The 16,985-nt window shown below is 71.5% G+C and carries 17 protein-coding genes; 10 read left to right on the top strand and 7 right to left on the bottom strand.

The genetic code is table 11. The features are described 5' to 3' along the window. The coding region (locus ACWC9R_RS18235; RefSeq protein ID WP_450732673.1) for an NAD(P)-dependent oxidoreductase at positions 1-314 on the bottom strand (314 nt) is incomplete at its 3' end. Between the two features lie 31 nt (positions 315-345). Continuing rightward, positions 346-1,188 carry a TIM barrel protein gene (locus ACWC9R_RS18230; protein WP_450732671.1) on the bottom strand — a complete coding sequence of 281 codons (843 nt, stop codon included), beginning with the start codon at positions 1,186-1,188 and terminating at the stop codon, positions 346-348. 134 nt (positions 1,189-1,322) lie between these two features. Here ACWC9R_RS18230 and ACWC9R_RS18225 point away from each other — a divergent pair, with 134 nt between their 5' ends. From ACWC9R_RS18225 to ACWC9R_RS18190, 8 genes are all read left to right on the top strand, one after another. Beyond that, positions 1,323-1,592 (top strand): hypothetical protein, encoded by a 270-nt coding sequence (locus ACWC9R_RS18225; RefSeq protein ID WP_450732669.1) that lies wholly within the window; start codon positions 1,323-1,325, stop codon positions 1,590-1,592. Beyond that, positions 1,589-1,969: a helix-turn-helix domain-containing protein gene (locus tag ACWC9R_RS18220; protein WP_450732667.1), complete on the top strand. Its 381-nt coding sequence runs from the start codon at positions 1,589-1,591 to the stop codon at positions 1,967-1,969. The genes ACWC9R_RS18225 and ACWC9R_RS18220 overlap by 4 nt, the downstream gene beginning before the upstream one ends. Positions 1,970-2,180: 211 nt before the next feature. Further along, positions 2,181-2,693, top strand: a complete 513-nt coding sequence (gene uraD / locus ACWC9R_RS18215) for a 2-oxo-4-hydroxy-4-carboxy-5-ureidoimidazoline decarboxylase (protein ID WP_450732685.1) — start codon at positions 2,181-2,183, stop codon at positions 2,691-2,693. After that, complete coding sequence (gene uraH / locus ACWC9R_RS18210; protein ID WP_450732666.1) at positions 2,690-3,124, top strand: hydroxyisourate hydrolase; 435 nt, start codon at positions 2,690-2,692, stop codon at positions 3,122-3,124. The genes uraD and uraH overlap by 4 nt, the downstream gene beginning before the upstream one ends. Before the next feature lie 7 nt (positions 3,125-3,131). Beyond that, the gene (gene pucL / locus ACWC9R_RS18205; RefSeq protein ID WP_450732665.1) at positions 3,132-4,112 is read left to right on the top strand and encodes a factor-independent urate hydroxylase; all 981 of its coding nucleotides are present in this window, start codon (positions 3,132-3,134) and stop codon (positions 4,110-4,112) included. Positions 4,113-4,197: 85 nt separating this feature from the next. Continuing rightward, complete coding sequence (locus ACWC9R_RS18200) at positions 4,198-5,601, top strand: nucleobase:cation symporter-2 family protein (protein WP_450732664.1); 1,404 nt, start codon at positions 4,198-4,200, stop codon at positions 5,599-5,601. A 45-nt stretch (positions 5,602-5,646) separates the two neighbouring features. After that, positions 5,647-7,050, top strand: a complete 1,404-nt coding sequence (locus tag ACWC9R_RS18195; protein ID WP_450732662.1) for an 8-oxoguanine deaminase — start codon at positions 5,647-5,649, stop codon at positions 7,048-7,050. Positions 7,051-7,350: 300 nt separating this feature from the next. Next, complete coding sequence (locus ACWC9R_RS18190) at positions 7,351-8,817, top strand: nucleobase:cation symporter-2 family protein (protein WP_450732683.1); 1,467 nt, start codon at positions 7,351-7,353, stop codon at positions 8,815-8,817. A 136-nt stretch (positions 8,818-8,953) separates the two neighbouring features. On the opposite strand, the gene ACWC9R_RS18185 is transcribed toward ACWC9R_RS18190, so the two are convergent. From ACWC9R_RS18185 to ACWC9R_RS18165, 5 genes are all read right to left on the bottom strand, one after another. Next, a complete protein-coding gene (locus ACWC9R_RS18185; RefSeq protein WP_450732660.1) occupies positions 8,954-9,508 on the bottom strand; it encodes a TetR/AcrR family transcriptional regulator in 555 nt (184 codons plus the stop codon). 281 nt (positions 9,509-9,789) lie between these two features. Next, positions 9,790-10,938 (bottom strand): amidohydrolase family protein, encoded by a 1,149-nt coding sequence (locus ACWC9R_RS18180; protein WP_450732658.1) that lies wholly within the window; start codon positions 10,936-10,938, stop codon positions 9,790-9,792. 98 nt (positions 10,939-11,036) lie between these two features. Continuing rightward, positions 11,037-12,665, bottom strand: a complete 1,629-nt coding sequence (gene aceB / locus ACWC9R_RS18175) for a malate synthase A (RefSeq protein WP_450732656.1) — start codon at positions 12,663-12,665, stop codon at positions 11,037-11,039. 277 nt (positions 12,666-12,942) lie between these two features. Then, complete coding sequence (locus ACWC9R_RS18170; RefSeq protein WP_450732681.1) at positions 12,943-13,521, bottom strand: nucleotidyltransferase family protein; 579 nt, start codon at positions 13,519-13,521, stop codon at positions 12,943-12,945. 158 nt (positions 13,522-13,679) lie between these two features. Continuing rightward, positions 13,680-13,904, bottom strand: coding sequence for a hypothetical protein (locus ACWC9R_RS18165; RefSeq protein WP_450732655.1), 225 nt, complete (start codon positions 13,902-13,904; stop codon positions 13,680-13,682). A 310-nt stretch (positions 13,905-14,214) separates the two neighbouring features. On the opposite strand from ACWC9R_RS18165, the gene ACWC9R_RS18160 reads away from it, so the two are divergent. Both ACWC9R_RS18160 and ACWC9R_RS18155 read left to right on the top strand, forming a co-directional pair. Next, the gene (locus ACWC9R_RS18160) at positions 14,215-16,110 is read left to right on the top strand and encodes a serine/threonine protein kinase (RefSeq protein ID WP_450732653.1); all 1,896 of its coding nucleotides are present in this window, start codon (positions 14,215-14,217) and stop codon (positions 16,108-16,110) included. Between the two features lie 456 nt (positions 16,111-16,566). After that, positions 16,567-16,884: a DUF5955 family protein gene (locus tag ACWC9R_RS18155; RefSeq protein WP_450732652.1), complete on the top strand. Its 318-nt coding sequence runs from the start codon at positions 16,567-16,569 to the stop codon at positions 16,882-16,884. Positions 16,885-16,985: the final 101 nt, after the last annotated feature.

The following is a 16,985-nucleotide window of genomic DNA, read 5'->3' as shown; positions in this document are numbered from 1 at the left end:
GAGGTCTGGGGGGTGATCGAGGACATGTCGATCAGCAGGGCTCCGCGCCGGGCGTGGGCGAGGATGCCGTCGTCGCCGTAGGCGAGGGCCTCGACCTGGGGGGAGGCGGGGACCATGGTGATGATGACGTCGGCGTCGGCGACCGCCTCGGCCACCGAACCGGCCGCCCGTCCGCCGTTGTCGGCCAGCCGCTGGAGCTTCTCGGGCTCCAGGGTGTAGCCGGTGACGGGGTAGCCGGCCTTGATCAGGTTCTCGGCCATGGGCGAGCCCATGATGCCCAGACCGATCCACGCGACCTTGGGAAGACTGCTCATCAGGTGCCTCTTTCGGGGAGCGGGCGACGGGTCAGGAGCGGGCGGCGCGCCGGTCGGCCGGGAGCCAGCCGAAGGCCTCCGCACTCGGGCCGTCGCCGGGCTTGTACTCCAGGCCGACCCAGCCGTCGTACCCCGCCTTGACCAGGCGGTCGAGCAGGCCGGCGAGGTCGAGCGTGCCGGTACCGGGGGCGCCGCGGCCGGGGTTGTCGGCGATCTGCACATGCGCGGTCTTCGCGGTGTGGCGGTCGATGACCTCGTCCAGGTCCTCACCGTTCATCGACAGGTGGTAGAGGTCCATCAGGAAGCGGGCGTTGTCCAGGCCGGTCGTCGCGTTCACCGCGTCCACGACCTCAACGGCCCTGGGGGCGCTGACGATCGGGCAGTCCGGCGACTCGGGCGCGTTGAGCGCCTCGATCAGCAGGGTGCCGTTCACCTCCGCCACCGCCCGTGCGGCGAACGTGAGGTTCTCCAGCGCCAGCCGGTCCTGCTCGGCCGGGTCGACGCCCTCGACGCGGTTGCCGTACAGCGCGTTGAACGAGGTGCATCCCAGCGAGCGCGCGAACTCCACCGCCACCGGCACATTGGCCCGGAACCGCGCCGACTCCTCGCCCGGCACCGACAGCGCGCCCCGGTCCGGGCCCGGCAGCCGTCCGGCGTAGAAGTTCAGCCCCACCAGCCGCGTTCCCGCGTCGTCCAGCGCCTCCCGCAGGGCGTCCAGCTCCGCCTGCTCCGGCACCGGGGCGTCCACCCACGGCCACCACAGCTCCACCGCCGTGAAACCCGCCGCCCGCGCGGCCGCCGGCCTCTCCAGGAGGGGAAGTTCGGTGAACAGAATCGACAGGTTGACGTTGAAGCGCGTGTCCGGGAAACCCATAACGGCGGCGCCCTTCCGGATAGTGGAACTGTTTTTCTGCTTAATGGAACATTGCCTGCTGGCTTCGGAGGCTGTCAAGAGGGCTCCGGGGCGATTTCTGGTGGCCGGGCCCAACCGCGCGTAGGTTGAACGACGTGCGATTGAGAGTGGAATTCACGACGGAGCCGTTCGACCTGGACGAGGCGCCGGCGCATGCGGTGGTGGCACGGGACGTCGTCACGGGCGCCGAGCTGGACGCCGTGGACGTCGGCCCGTTCGGCAACACGGCCGAGGGCGATGCCGACCAGGTGCTCGGCGCGGTGAACGCCCTGCTACGCGAGTCCCTGCGGGCGGGCGCCACCCGGGTCTCCCTCCAGGTCAACGTCATCGGCGGGGCCGGACGGGGCGAGGGGGGCGCGACATGACCGATCCCGCCGACCACCCCTTCGTCCAGGCGGTCAAGCCGCTGGTCGACGCGATGGGTGGACAGATGGTCGCGCCGGACCAGGCCGAGGGCGACGACGTCGTGCTGGCCTGGGAGGGCCGGGACCGGGTGGCCGTACGGCTCCCGCATCTGTCGGACTCGCTCGACCACATCCTCGCCGAGCTCCAGCGCCGGCACGGGGTGCCGCTGGCGGAGCTGGACCGCAAGACCAAGCAGTCGGTCGTACGGATTCTGGAGTCCCGCGGCGCCTTCTCGGTCCGGCACGGCGTGGAGACGGTCGCCGGCGCCCTCGGGGTGAGTCGCTTCACCGTTTACAACTACCTGAACAGGGAGAACGCCGCGAAGGACGCCGACTGAGGGTGGTCGTTCCCGGCTCGTTCCGGCTGCCGGGGCCGCCGTCGTGCGGCACCGGAAGGTGGCCATTGTGTGGCCGACTTTTCAACAAAGTGTTGACGTTATGTTGCCAGGGGTCTTAGCTGTTTCCAGCCAAGCAGAGCTGTCCAGCACCACCAGGCCACGGAGGCTTCCCGTGTCTTCGCGTTCACCACGCCCGCCGGGGGACACCCCCGTGCCCCCGGCGGGGCTCACCCGGTTCAACACCGCCGACGACGGTACGGCACGCGCCGCACTGCACGAGGTGTGCGCCAGCCGGGCATGGGGCGAGCGGCTACTCGCCCGGCGCCCCTACGCCACCACCGACGCCCTGTTCGCCGCGAGCGACGCCGCCATGGCGGAGCTGACCGCGGACGACCTGGCCGAGGCGATGGCCGGGCACCCGCCCATAGGCCGGCCGAAGCCGGGCGACCCCACCTCACACCGCGAGCAGAGCGGCATGGCGGGCGCCTCCGACGCGCTGAAGGCGGAGATGCTCGAACTCAACCTGGCCTACCAGGAGAAGTTCGGGCACGTCTTCCTGATCTGCGCCTCCGGCCGCACCGGGGAGCAGATGCGTGACGCGGTCCGCAACCGGATCGACCACACGCCGCAACAGGAACGAGAGATCGTTCGTACCGAACTCGGCAAGATCAACCGCATCCGGCTGACCCGTATCGCGGAGAACGCAGAAGGAGACGCAGCATGAGCGGCGAGACGGCTGCACCGACGTCGGTGTCCACCCACATCCTGGACACCAGCGTGGGCCGCCCCGCGGAGGGTGTCGCCCTCACGCTCTCGGTGCGCTCCGGCGGCGACGGCGCCTGGACCGCCCACGGCGCGTCCACCACCGACGCCGACGGACGCTGCAAGGACCTGCCGGAGCTGCCGGCCGGCACCACCCATGTACGCCTCGACTTCGCCGTCGAGGAGTACTTCGTTTCGAACAAGCACCGCGTTTCGAACAAGCACCGCGCTTCACACCAGCAAGCCGAGGAACAGCAGGACGCCCCCCGCGTAAGGGACAGCGGAGCTTTCTTCCCGGAGGTGGCAATCACCTTTGCCGTCCAGCCGGGCGAGCACTATCACGTACCGCTGCTGCTCAACCCGTTCGGCTACTCCGTATACCGAGGGAGCTAGCACCGACATGACTGACCGATCCCGCCCGGCCCGCGCCGCCGACTCCCGCCCGGCCCGCCCTGTGATGCTCGGACAGAACCAGTACGGCAAAGCGGAGAACCGCGTCGTCAAGATCACCCGCGACGGCGACACCCACCACATCAAGGACCTGAACGTCTCGGTGTCGCTCTCCGGCGACCTGGAGGAGGTCCACCTCTCCGGCTCCAACGCCCACTGCCTGCCCACCGACACGACCAAGAACACCGTGTACGCCTTCGCCAAGGAGCACGGGATCGAGTCGGCCGAGCAGTTCGGCATCCACCTGGCCCGGCACTTCGTCACCAGCCAGGAGCCGATCCACCGGGCCCGTATCCGGATCGAGGAGTACGCCTGGGAGCGGATCGCCGGCTCCGACGCCAACTCCCGCTTCATCGGCGCCGACGAGGTCCAGCACTCCTTCGTCCGCAAGGGCCAGGAGACCCGGCTCACCGAGATCACCTACGACGGTGAGCGGTGGCAGGTCATCTCCGGCCTCAAGGACCTGGTGGTGATGAACTCCACCAACTCGGAGTTCTGGGGCTACATCAAGGACAAGTACACGACCCTCAAGGAGGCCTACGACCGCATCCTGGCCACCGAGGTGTCCGGCCGCTGGCGGTTCAACTGGACCGACGACGAGCAGCGGATGCCGAACTGGGAGCGTTCGTACGAGCAGGTCAAGAAGCACATGCTGCAGGCCTTCGCGGAGACCTACAGCCTCTCGCTCCAGCAGACCCTGTACCAGATGGGCGCGCGCGTGATCAACCACCGCTCGGAGGTCGACGAGATCCGCTTCTCGCTCCCGAACAAGCATCACTTCCTGGTGGATCTGGAGCCGTTCGGGCTCAAGAACGATACCGCCGAAGGAGCTGTCTATTACGCGGCCGACCGCCCGTACGGCCTGATCGAAGCCACTGTTCTGCGCGACGGTGTCGAGCCCGAGATCCCGGTGGATCTGACGAACCTCTGAGCGGCTCCGACGCAACGCCGTGCCGTGCGTTCCCCTCCCCACCCCGCAGCGGGGAGGGGAACGCACATCCTGAGGGGAACGACCCATGGCACAGCACCCGCACGACCCGCACCACCCCGCGTCCCCGGTCCATCCGGTGGACGAGAGGCCGGCGGCCCGACGGCTCGTCCCCGCCGCGCTTCAGCACATCGCGGCCATGTACGCCGGTGTCGTCACCCCTCCGCTCATCGTCGGCCAGGCCGTCGGCCTGGACACCGCGGGCCGGACCCGGCTGATCGCCGCGAGCCTGCTCGTCGCCGGGCTCGCCACGCTGGTGCAGACCCTCGGCCTCCGCCGCTTCGCCGGCAACCGCCTGCCGTTCGTCAACGCGGCCAGCTCCGCCGGCATCACCCCGATGCTCGCCATCGCCGAGACCACCGCCACCGGGCATCAACTCCCCGCGATCTACGGGGCGGTGATGGTCGCCGGGGCCTTCTGCCTCGCCGTCGGCCCGTTCTTCGGCAGACTGCTGCGCTTCTTCCCGCCGCTGGTCACCGGCGTCGTCATCACCCTCATCGGGGTCACCCTGATGCCCGTGCCGGTCGGCTGGGCGCAGGGCGGCGACAAGCAGGCCGCCGACTTCGGCGCCATGAAGTACCTGGCGCTCGCCGCCTTCACCCTGGTGGTGATCCTGCTCGTCCAGCGCTTCACCCGGGGCTTCGTCAAGCAGATCGCGCTGCTGATCGGCCTGGTCGCCGGCACCCTTGCCGCGGCGCCCTTCGGGATGGCGAGCCTCGACGGGCTGCGCGCCGCCCCCGTCGTCGCGCTGCCCACCCCGTTCTCCTTCGGCGCCCCCGAGTTCCAGCCCGCCGCGATCCTCTCGCTGTGCCTCGTGATGCTGGTGCTGATGACGGAGTCCTCGGCCGGCATGCTCGCCCTCGGGGAGATCTGCGACCGCCCGGCCACCGGCGCCACCCTCACCCGCGGACTGCGCACCGACGGCCTGGCCACCCTGCTCGGCCCCGTCTTCGGCGGCTTCCCGACCAGCGCCTTCGCGCAGAACGTCGGGGTGGTCTCGCTGACCCGGGTCCGCAGCCGGTACGTCGTCGCGCTGGCCGGCGCCACCCTGCTGGTCCTGGGCGCCTTCCCCGTACTGGGCGCGGTGGTCTCGCTGGTGCCGATGCCGGTGCTCGGCGGCGCGGGTATCGTCCTGTTCGGTTCGATCGCGGTCAGCGGTATCCGTACGCTCTCCGCGGCCGGTCTCGACGACAGCTCCAACATCATCCTGGTGGCCGTGTCGCTCGGGGCGGGCCTCATCCCGCTCGCCGCGCCGACCTTCTACGCCGACTTCCCCGCCTGGGCACAGACCGTGCTCGGCTCCGGGATCAGCGCCGGAGCCCTGACCGCGGTCGTGCTCAACCTGTTCTTCCACCACCTCGGCACCCGGAGCACCCCACGGGCAGCGGTCCTGTCAGCCGCTCCGTCCGGCTCCGGCACTCAAATCCCCTAGGGCCATGCCGTGCCCACCGCCATCACCGAAAGAAGGAACCGCACCATGGCCGCACCGGCATCCCCTGACAGCGCGGTGAAGCAGCGCCTCGTCATCGAGAACTGCGCCATCGCGACCGTCGACGCCCACGACACCGAGTACGCCACCGGCCATGTGGTCGTCGCCGACCAGGTCATCGAGTCGGTGGGCGCGGGCAAGGCGCCCGAGGGGCTGGCGAACGTGGTCCGGCGGATCGACGGCACCGGACACCTCGTCACGCCCGGCCTGGTCAACACCCATCACCACTTCTACCAGTGGATCACCCGGGGCCTGGCCACCGACCACAACCTCTTCAACTGGCTGGTGGCGCTCTACCCGACCTGGGCCCGGATCGACGCCCCGATGCTCGCCGCGGCCACCCAGGGCTCGCTCGGCATGATGGTCAGGGGCGGCGTCACCACCGCCTCCGACCACCACTACGTCTTCCCCCGGGGAACCGGCGACCTCGTCGGCGCGGAACTCGCGGCCGCCGCCGAGATCGGCGCCCGGATCACCCTGGCCCGCGGCTCCATGGACCGCAGCGAGAAGGACGGCGGGCTGCCCCCGGACTTCGCCGTCGAGACCACCGAGGGCGCCCTGCTGGCGACCGAGGAGGCCATCGACACCTACCACGACGCCTCCTTCGGCTCGATGGTGCACATCGCCGCCGCGCCCTGCTCGCCGTTCTCCGTGTCCACCGAACTCATGCGGCAGGGCGCCGAACTGGCCCGCCGCAAGGGCGTACGGCTGCACACCCACGGCTCGGAGACCGTGGAGGAGGAGAAGTTCTGCCACGAGCTGTTCGGCATGGGCCCCACCGACTACTTCGCGTCGACCGGCTGGCTCGGTGACGACGTGTGGATGGCGCACTGCGTCCACATGAACGACTCCGACATCGCCGCCTTCGCCCGCACCGGCACCGGCGTCGCGCACTGCCCGTCCTCCAACGCCCGCCTCGCGGCCGGCATCGCCCGGGTCCCCGACATGCTCGCGGCGGGCGTCCCGGTCGGTCTCGGCGTCGACGGCACCGCCTCCAACGAGTCCGGCGAACTCCACACCGAGCTGCGCAACGCCCTGCTGATCAACCGTCTCGGAGCCCACCGGGAGGCCGCGCTGAACGCCCGCAAGGCGCTGCGGCTCGGCACCTACGGCGGCGCGCAGGTCCTCGGCCGGACGTCCGAGATCGGCTCGCTGGAGGCCGGCAAGCTCGCCGACCTGGTGCTGTGGAAGCTGGACGGCCTCGGCCACTCCTCCATCGCCGACCCGGTCACCGCGCTGGTCTTCGGCGCCGCCGCACCGGTCACCCTCTCCCTCGTCGGCGGCCGGCCGGTCGTCGAGGACAACCACCTCAGCAACGTCGACGAGGACACCGTCGCCCGCACCGCGCGGGCGGAGGCCCAGCGTCTGGCCCGTATCGCCGCCGAGGGCTGACCCCCACGGCGCGGTCACACCACCGACGCACACCCCTGACTCGGCCGGGAGGGACGGCTCCCGGCCGGGCCTGTGGACCCGAGCGGGGTCCACAGGCGCCGTACCCCGGGGGGCGGGAACTCCCGTACCCCCGGGGCCGGTAGGCCCGGCAGCCACCGTCCACGCGCCACAAGCGCGCCGTGCCGACCACGCTCACCAGGCGACTTCCCGCACCCGCACCACATCGCACGCCCTCCGTGACAGCCTCGCCTCGCCGGCCCCCGGTGACGCAGAAAACGAAGGAGGCCCGCAGTGGCCGCAATGACCGGGCAGCAGTCGGAGGGGGACCGGAAGCATCCGGTCGATGAGACCCTCCCGCCCCTGAAGATGTTCACCAGCGGCCTCCAGCATGTGGCCGCGATGTACGCGGGTGTGGTGGCCCCGCCGATGATCGTGGGTCCGGCCTGCGGGCTGAGCGCCACCGAGACCGCCTTCCTGATGGGCGCCAGCCTCTTCACCGCGGGCATCGCCACCCTCCTCCAGACCCTCGGCTTCTGGAAGGTCGGCGCCCGGCTCCCGTTCGTCAACGGCGTCTCGTTCGCCGGTGTCACGCCGATGGTCGCCATCGGCAAGGCCCAGGGCCCCGGCGACGCCCTCCCGGTCATCTTCGGCGCGGTGATCGTCGCCGGTGTGCTGGGCTTCCTCGTCGCCCCCTACTTCTCCAAGCTCGTACGGTTCTTCCCGCCGGTGGTCACCGGCACCGTCATCACCCTGATCGGCGTCTCGCTGCTGCCGGTGGCCTTCAACTGGTCGCAGGGCGGCAACGACCGGGCCCCGGACTACGGTTCGCTGACCAACATCGGGATGGCCGCGCTGACCTTCCTGATCGTGCTGGTGCTGCGCCGGACGCTGCGCGGCTTCCTCCAGCAGATCGCGATCCTGCTCGGCCTGATCGCCGGCACCCTGATCGCGATACCCGTCGGCATCACCCACTTCTCAGCGCTCTCGGAGGCGTCCCTGGTCGGCTTCCCGACGCCGTTCCACTTCGGCGCCCCGCAGTTCGACCTCGCCGCGATCGTCAGCATGGGCATCGTGATGCTGGTCTGTATGACCGAGTCGACGGCCGACATGCTGGCCCTCGGCAGGATCGTCGGCCGCCCGGCGGACGAGCGCACCATCGAGGGCGGACTGCGCGCCGACACCCTCGGCACCGCCCTCAGCCCGCTGTTCAACGGCTTCGCCAACAGCGCCTTCGCCCAGAACATCGGCCTGGTCGCGATGACCAGGGTGCGCAGCCGCTTCGTCGTGGCGACCGGCGGGCTGATCCTGATCGTGCTGGGCCTGTGCCCGGTGGCCGCCTCGGTGATCTCGCTGGTGCCGCTGCCGGTCCTCGGCGGCGCGGGCATCGTGCTGTTCGGCTCGGTGGCGGCCAGCGGTATCCAGACGCTGGCCACCGCCGCGATGGAGAAGGGCGACAACGCGCTGATCGTCGCGGCGGCCGTCGGCGTGGGCCTGATCCCGATCGCCGCCCCGGACTTCTACCACCACCTCCCCAAGGACCTGCTGGTCGTCCTGGACTCCGGCATCAGCACCGGATGTCTGGTCGCCATCGTCCTCAACCTCGCCTTCAACCACTTCGGGCGGAAGACGGCGGACGGGGGTACCGCGGAGGAAGCCCCGGCAGACGGCACGACCGCGGCCGCCCACGGCGAGGCGGATGCCCCGCCGCTCCCCGCCCCCGGCGCCACGGACGAGGCCGGGGAGCCCGCGGCGGCGCCCGCCCACTGACACCGGCGCGGCCCGACGGCCCGTGAGGAAGCGCCGGATGCCGCTCCCTCACGGGCCGTCGGGCGTTCCGCGGGCCGTCGGGCGTTCCGCGGGCCGTCGGGCGTTCCGCCGGGGTACGGGCCGGGCGCCCGCGGGGTCAGCCCAGCAGGCCGCGCAGCAGCTCGCGGAGGCCCGGTGCCGGGTCGAAGTCCTCGTCGGGGAAGGCGAGTTGGTGGAAGGCGACGCCGTCCATGTAGTCGAAGAGGATCTCGCAGTGCCGGCGGGGGGACGGTGAGCCGAAGCGCCGCAGCCACTCCCCGCCCCAGCCGAGGACGGCCTCACGGCCGCGGGTGAGCGCCGGCCGGATCTCGGGCCGGGCGGTGGCCTCCAGGAAGAGCGCGAAGCGGGCGGCGGTCCTGGCCAGCTCGGGGCCGGTCGCATGCCGCAGGAACTGGGCGACGCTGTCGGCGAGTTCGCCGGTGTCGGCCGGGGCGGCGGCCGCGGCGAAGCGCTCCCAGTCGCGGTGCTCCAGGGTCTGGAGGTGGTCGACGATGCCGTCGATCAGCGCCGCCCGGTTACGGAAGTAGTTCGAGGCGGTACCCGAGGGGACGCCCGCCGCGGCGTCCACCGCCTGGTAGGTCAGCCGCCGCGCCCCCTCGCTCCCCAGCACCTGGACCGCCGCGTCCAGCACCTGCTCCCGCCGTCGTGCCACCCTGTGCGTCCTTCCGGTCTCTTTACTACGTTTGTAGTGCTTATCCACTACGGACACAGTACCGCGCTGTCATGCCCCGGAAGCGGCGCACAGCTGCCGCCGTCGGCAGCGGTGTCGGCGGCCTCGGCGGACTCGCCACCGCCCTCGCACTGCGCCGGAGCGGGCGGCCGGTCGTCGCCGAGACGTCTTCCTGGCCGAGTACGCCGCCACCTACCGCAGCGGGGGCACCGCGGGGGCGGGAGAGCCGGGACGGGCCTGTCCGCCCGGACCGGCCTCGCCGCTCATACGCGGCCCTCCAGGCCGTAGACCCGGCGGGCGTTGTCGTGTCCGATCATCCGGGCCACCCGGACCGCCTCGTCGAGGTCCCATTCGCCGCTGCCGACCCACGGCGCCATCGCCCGCAGCATGCCGCGCCGCCACAACAGCGCGCCGAGATGATGCAGTTCGGGCGGCCCCCACGCGTCGCTGGAGAACAGGATCTTGGCGAACGGAGCCAGCTCCAGCGATTCGGCGAGCACGGCGTCGGAGCGCACGCCGGTGTGGTTCACCCCGAGTCCCACATCGAAGAAGACATGCGGGAAGACCTGCGCCAGATAGCCGGCGTTGCGATGGAACGGGTAGCAGTGCAGGAGCAGCAGATCGACCCCGTGCGGCTGCACGTTCCGGAGGAACCGGGTGAGCAGCAGCGGGTCGCAGCGGTGCAGCTCCACGTCCGGATCGCCGTACCCGGCGTGCAGCTGGATAGGCAGCCCCCGGTCGACCCCGGACCACAGCGCGAAGCGGAGCAGCACCGGGTCGGTGACCCGTACGGTCCCGGTGCGCGCGCACTCCGCCAGCCATGGGCCGGCCGCGGCGGTCACCTCGGCGTCGGCCGGCCGCCCGGGATCGAAGTCGAAGCCGAACCGGTAGGCGACGATGCTCTTGAGGCCCACCGCGTCGGCGGTCCGCGCGGCGAGCGTCTCGCGGAACCGCTCGGGCAGGTCCGCCGCGGCCACCCCGCCACGGGCCACGTCCTCCAGTACGGACTCCAGTCGCACGATCTCGTCGACGGGCCGTCCGGAGGCCCGCGCCATGCCGTCGGTGCCGAGGATCTCCGCACCCCCGTAGCCCGTCTCCAGCAGATAGTGGGCGACACCCGACGCGGCGAGCAGGCGGCGGGTGACCTCCGCCGTGCCCAGTTCCTCGCGCCGGGCGAGATAGGCGTCCGGCGTGGCGTGAGCGGGGAGACCGAGGACAGGGGCGCACCACCGGCGCACCGCGAAGCCGAGCTGTGAGTCGAACTGGGTCATCCACGGTGGGACCGGCCGGTCGGACTCGGTGAGCATCAGCTCCAGTCCGGCGCGGTCGACGTCGTCGCGGAGCGCGCCGTGGACATGGTGGTCCACGAGGGGCAGTTCCGCGATCGCCGCCGTCAGGGCATCGGTGGGCATCGGCAACCTTCCGGAGGCGGGCGGCGCTGAGCGGGAAGCCGTGGTGCCGCGGCTCCGGAGCGGAACCGCGGCACCACCGGGACGTACGCCGAGCCGGCTCAGACCAGCAGCTCGTACGCGGGCAGCGTCAGGAACTCCGCGTAGTCCGCGTCCAGCGCGACCTTCAGCAGCAGGTCATGGGCCTGCTGCCACCTGCCCGAGGTGAAGGCCTCCTCGCCGACCTCGGCGCGGATGGCGGCCAGTTGCTCGGCGGCCACCGTGCGCACCAGGTCCGCGGTGGCCTTCTCGCCGTTCTCGAAGACGACCCCGGCGTCGACCCACTGCCAGATCTGCGAGCGGGAGATCTCGGCGGTCGCGGCGTCCTCCATGAGGCCGAAGATGGCGACGGCACCCAGGCCGCGCAGCCAGGCCTCGATGTAGCGGGTGCCGACCTGGACGGCGTCGATCAGGCCCTGGTAGGTGGGCTTGGCGTCCAGGGAGTCGATGGCGATGAGGTCGGCGGCCGAGACCGAGACGTCCTCACGCAGGCGGTCCTTCTGGTTCGGCTTGTCGCCGAGCACCGCGTCGAAGGAGGCACGGGCGACCGGGACCAGGTCGGGGTGCGCCACCCAGGAACCGTCGAAGCCGTCGCCGGCCTCCCGGTCCTTGTCGTTCCTGACCTTGGCGAGCGCCTTCTCGTTGGCCTCCGGGTCACGGCGGTTGGGGATGAAGGCCGCCATGCCGCCGATGGCGTGCGCACCGCGCTTGTGGCAGGTACGGACGAGGAGTTCGGTGTAGGCGCGCATGAACGGCGCCGTCATGGTGACCGCGTTGCGGTCCGGGAGGACGAACTTGGCGCCGCCGTCACGGAAGTTCTTGACGATGGAGAAGAGGTAGTCCCAGCGTCCCGCGTTCAGGCCCGAGGCGTGGTCGCGCAGCTCGTAGAGGATCTCCTCCATCTCGTAGGCGGCCGTGATGGTCTCGATGAGGACGGTGGCGCGCACCGTGCCCTGGGGAATGCCGACGTAGTCCTGGGCGAAGACGAAGATCTCGTTCCAGAGGCGGGCCTCCAGGTACGACTCGGTCTTCGGCAGGTAGAAGTACGGGCCCTTGCCGAGGTCCAGCAGACGCTTGGCGTTGTGGAAGAAGTACAGCCCGAAGTCCACCAGGGCGCCGGGCACCGGCCGCCCCTCGAACTGCAGATGACGCTCGTCGAGGTGCCAGCCGCGCGGCCGCATCACGACGGTGGCGAGCTCCTCGGCGGGCTTGAGGGCGTACGACTTGCCGGACGCGGCGTCGGTGAAGTCGATGCGGCGCTCGTAGGCGTCGATGAGGTTGACCTGGCCGCCGATGACGTTCTCCCAGGTCGGCGCGGAAGCGTCCTCGAAGTCGGCGAGCCAGACCCGGGCGCCCGAGTTGAGCGCGTTGATGGTCATCTTGCGGTCCGTGGGGCCGGTGATCTCGACCCGGCGGTCGTTGAGCGCGGCCGGTGCGTCAGCGACCTTCCAGCTGTCGTCGGCGCGGACCGCCGCGGTCTCCGGCAGGAAGTCCAGCGAGCTGGTCCGGGCGATCTCGTCGCGACGCTTGGCCCGGCGGGCGAGCAGCTCGTCGCGGCGCGGGGTGAACCGGCGGTGAAGCTCGGCGACGAAGGTGAGCGCGGCGTCGGTGAGCACCTCGCCCTGCCGTTCGGGGGTGTGCGCGGGGTCGACTGCGACGATGGCCAGCGGGGACGGCGCTGGTGCGGACATGAGCTGTCACTCCATTCAGCGGCGGTGCCGACGGCCGCCGGGACACCGGGCGGCACGGGGTGCCGCGGGCTCCCGGATACGGTCGCGGGCGCCGTCTGGGTTCAGGGCGCTTCTGACCAGTGGAGACTAGTTTCCTTATCGCGGAACTTCAATGGTTTGTTGACGTCGAGACTCTCAGGGTCGACAGAAGTGGTGATCGAATGGCTCTCGGTGCCACGCCGGTCACTCTCCATTACTCCCGCCCCCGGGCCTGGAAGCAGCCGCCCGCCGTCCGCTCTCACTCCAGCCGGTGAAGATCCTCCGGCGTGTCGATGTCGTACGGCTCGGCGATGTCGGCGCACTCGACGAGGGTGAGGGTGTCCGCGTGCCGCCGGAGGTAGTCGCGCGCCCCGCGGTCGCCCTCCGCTGACGCCGCGATGTCCGCCCAGCGGTCGGCGCCGAAGAGCACCGGATGGCCGCGCCGTCCGTCGTACGCCGCGGAGGCGAGCGCGCCGCGGCCGTCGTACGCGGCCACCACCCGCGCCACCGCGGCGGCGCCGATGCCCGGCTGGTCCACCAGGGACACCAGGGCCGCGTCCGCCCCGGAATCCGCCAGTGCGGCCAGGCCCACCCGCAGCGAAGAGCCCATGCCCTGGGCCCAGTCCGGGTTCTCCGAGACGCCGTACGCCGTGAGGCCGGCCCGCTCGCGCACGGAAGCGGCGGCCGCCCCCAGCACGATGTGTACGGGGTCGCAGCCGCCGTCCCGCAGCGCCCGCGCGGCGTGCTCGACCAGCGGCCGTCCCCGGTGGTCGAGCAGTGCCTTGGGTCGTCCCCCCAGGCGCCGCCCGCCGCCCGCGGCGAGCAGCAGGCCCGCCACCCTCCCCTCGGGCCGCCCGGCGTTCCGCGCTCCCTCAGGGGCGTCCGGCCGGGCCCGGTGCGGCTGTTCTCGCGGGTCTGTCGGTGCTGTCGGTGCCATGGGGACTGCTTACCTCATGGCACCGCGTCCGGCGGCCCGCCGGGGCGCGGCCGAGCGGATCAGGCCGCGTCACCGGCGGCCCGTGGCCGGGGGATGTGCGGTCGGAACCGGGCGCGCAGCTGGTGGGTGCGCTCCTCCGCGCGGCGGCGCTCGGCGACATAGCGGTCTATGTGCTCCATCGTGATTTCCGAGGCATCCGTCAGGCCGTACGCGCGGCAGATGAGTTGGACGACGCTGACGCGAGCGGGGTGGGAGCCGTTGTCGGGGCCGGAGTTGGGTTCCATGGCGTTCTCCGATCCAGTGATATGCCGGATATTTCCTTGAAAGGGAGAATGCTCCGCCATGTCGCGCCATACGCATCGGACCGTGCCCGCCCACACCAAAGGGGGGTGACGGGAACGCATGTTCTGACGCGTCATCAGGCCATTCTTGGGCGCCGCACACCGGCCCCGCTTTCGAGGCATCGTGACCGTCAAAACCCTTCCTGAACGGGGCTCTTCGGACGAGATGCCGCGTGCGCCGGCCGTCGATGTGAGGTGTGGCGCCTGGCCGGATAGGGTTCTTCCCCGTTGCGGACATCAGGCCGTCGTGCTCATGCGACGGTCCTTCTTCGAGTCGGGGGACGTAGTAGTGGTGAACAGTGCGGGCGCGTCCGGAATCTTCCAGCCGCTGGAAGGTGACGATCCGCGGGCGATCGCGGGCTATCGCCTCACGGCGAGGCTCGGCTCCGGAGGGATGGGCAAGGTCTATCTCTCCTACACGCCCGGCGGACGGCCGGTGGCCATCAAGGTCATCCGCCCCGAGTTCAGCGAGGACGCGGAGTTCCGCCGCCGCTTCAAGCAGGAGGTGCAGTCCGCGCAGCGCGTACAGGGGCTGTTCACCGCGCCGGTCATCGACAGCGACGCCGACGGCACCAGCCCCTGGCTCGCCACCGCGTACGTTCCCGGGCCCTCGCTCTCCGCGGCCATCGCCGAGCACGGCAAGCTGCCCGCGCCCGCCGTGCTGCTGCTGGTCGCCGGGATCGCCGAGGCGCTTCAGGTCATCCACGGCGCGGGCATCGTGCACCGCGACCTGAAGCCCTCCAATGTGCTGCTGGCCGCCGACGGCCCGCGCGTCATCGACTTCGGTATCGCCCGCGCCGCCGACGCCACCTCCCTGACCAGCAGCGGCGTTACCGTCGGCACGCCCACCTTCATGGCACCCGAGCAGGCCGCGGGCACCACCATCAGCCCTGCCACCGATGTCTTCGCGCTCGGCCAGATCGCCGCCTACGCGGCCCTCGGCACCCCGGCGTTCGGCGAGGGCACCTCGCACGGGGTGCTCTACCGCATCGTCCACGAAGAGCCGGATCTGACCGGACTCCCCGACGAACTGCGGGAGTTGGTGACCCGCTGCCTGTCCAAGGAGGTGTCGGACCGGCCGTCCGTCGCCGAGGTGATCGCGCTGTGCGGTGCGGCCTCCGGGCAGACGCAGCTGCGCCGCCCCGAGGACTGGCTGCCCACCGCCGTCGCCGCCGACATCACCACGCGTGCCGCCGCGCCCGCGCCCGCGCAGTCACCGCCGCCCCCGCTGGAGGCGCCCACCGCCGCCGCTCCGGCTCAGCCGCCGAACCCGCCCGCCCCGTCGGCCCAGCCGGCCACCCACCCCACGGCGCCGGTGCCGACCGAGCTGAGCCACCCGCAGACCCCGCCGCCCGGCTTCGGCCCGGCGGCGCACGCCCCGACCGTCGCCGGGACCGGCGCGCCGACGCCCACCGGACCGACGGACACGCCCACTGGCCCGGCGGTCACGGCCACCGGGCCGGCCGTGACCGGCCCCGCCGCCTCCATACCCGCCCCGCAGCCGACGAAGAAGAAGGGCATGGGGCTGATCGCGACCCTGCTGCTGGTCTGCCTGCTGGCCTTCGCGGGCGTCGGCGGCGGCCTCGTCTCCTACGTCATGAAGGGCGACGGGGCCCAGCAGAAGGCCGACCGGGCCGGCAGCGGCAAGGCGGCGCACAAGGACTCCTCGTCGGCGCCCGCCGAGGACCAGGCCGCGAGTTCCGAGGACGACGGCGACGCCCCGGACGCCCCGGTGCAGGACCCGAAGCCGGTCGACTACAAGACCGTCAACCTGCCCGACGACTACCACATCTCGCTGGCCGACGAGCCGGTCCACCCGATCAACACCGACAGCGACGCGGACATCGACTTCTCGTACACGGACAACGCCTACACGGACGACGAGGTCGACACCGAGACCGGCAAGCTGGTGCTGCTCAAGCCCGGCCAGGAGGGCACGCTCGCCACCTGCCGCAACGAGACCCGCTTCACCGACACCATCCTGACCAAGCAGTTCTCCAAGGGAGCGCAGATGTGCCTCACCACCAAGTACGGCCATCTCGCGCTGATCACCTTCAAGGGCCACGCACCGAAGTCGGACCCCAGCAGCTACCTGACCATCGACGTCCGGGTGTGGCGCAACGCGGTGGAGCCGGAGCAGGATTCCTGAGGCGACGGGCGGGGGTTCCGCACGGGCCGGGTCCCTGGTCCACACTCGCGTCACCCCCGCCCCTCGCCACCGAGGCTCTCGTCGCTCCAGCCTCCTTCCTACCCCTGCCGACGCCTGCGCCACCCCGTTCGTGGTGCCGGCTCGGCGCTTTCCGCGCCCCGCTCCATTCCGTCCCACCCGGCTCCCCACCCGGCTCCCCGCCCCCTCCCCACCCCCTCCCCGCCTCCTCCCCCGCCCCATCAGGGGTGGGCACCCGCGTCACTACACCCGCCCACCCCCCGAAGGGGGGTGGGCGGCGGGGAAAAAATGTATAAGGAACGGTCAGCCTCTGGCCAAAGCAGCCCGATTCACCCAGTGATCCGGTTTTTTCGCTCTCCGTATGGCGCGATGAGCGCAGAGTGGCGTTAACTGGCCCGCATTGCGGAACGGGCAACGGCTCGGGAGGACGCCGTCGTTGTGGAACAGCTGCAGAAGGACAGACGAGTGACCGGGGCCGAGGGCGATCAACGGGTCCAGGAATTGCGCGGGGCGGTGGCCCGGCTGCGGCGTCAACTGGCCGTTCTTCCTGGGGAGTTACCGGATCGGGTGGCCGCCGACGACGAGCTGGCCGCCCTGGACGCGATGGTGAGTCACGGGATGCCCGAGGTGCCCCGGCTGCGTCGTTCGCTGCTGCTGATCGCCGGGGCGGTCGGCTCGGTGAGCGCGCTGTCGCCCGCGCTCGCGGAGGTGCGTGAGGGCATCGACCGGTTCGGCGGGATGCCGCGCGCCCGCTGACCACCCCGCGCGCCCCGCACCGGAGCCCGGCGCGCCGGTGTGCCGCCCCGGCTCACCGGCCGGTGGTGAGCGCCGCGCCGACCGCGCGCGGACCGCCTTCG

The sequence above is a fragment of the Streptomyces sp. NPDC001219 genome, from assembly GCF_053597915.1.
This window is presented reverse-complemented; position numbering and strand designations above follow the sequence as displayed.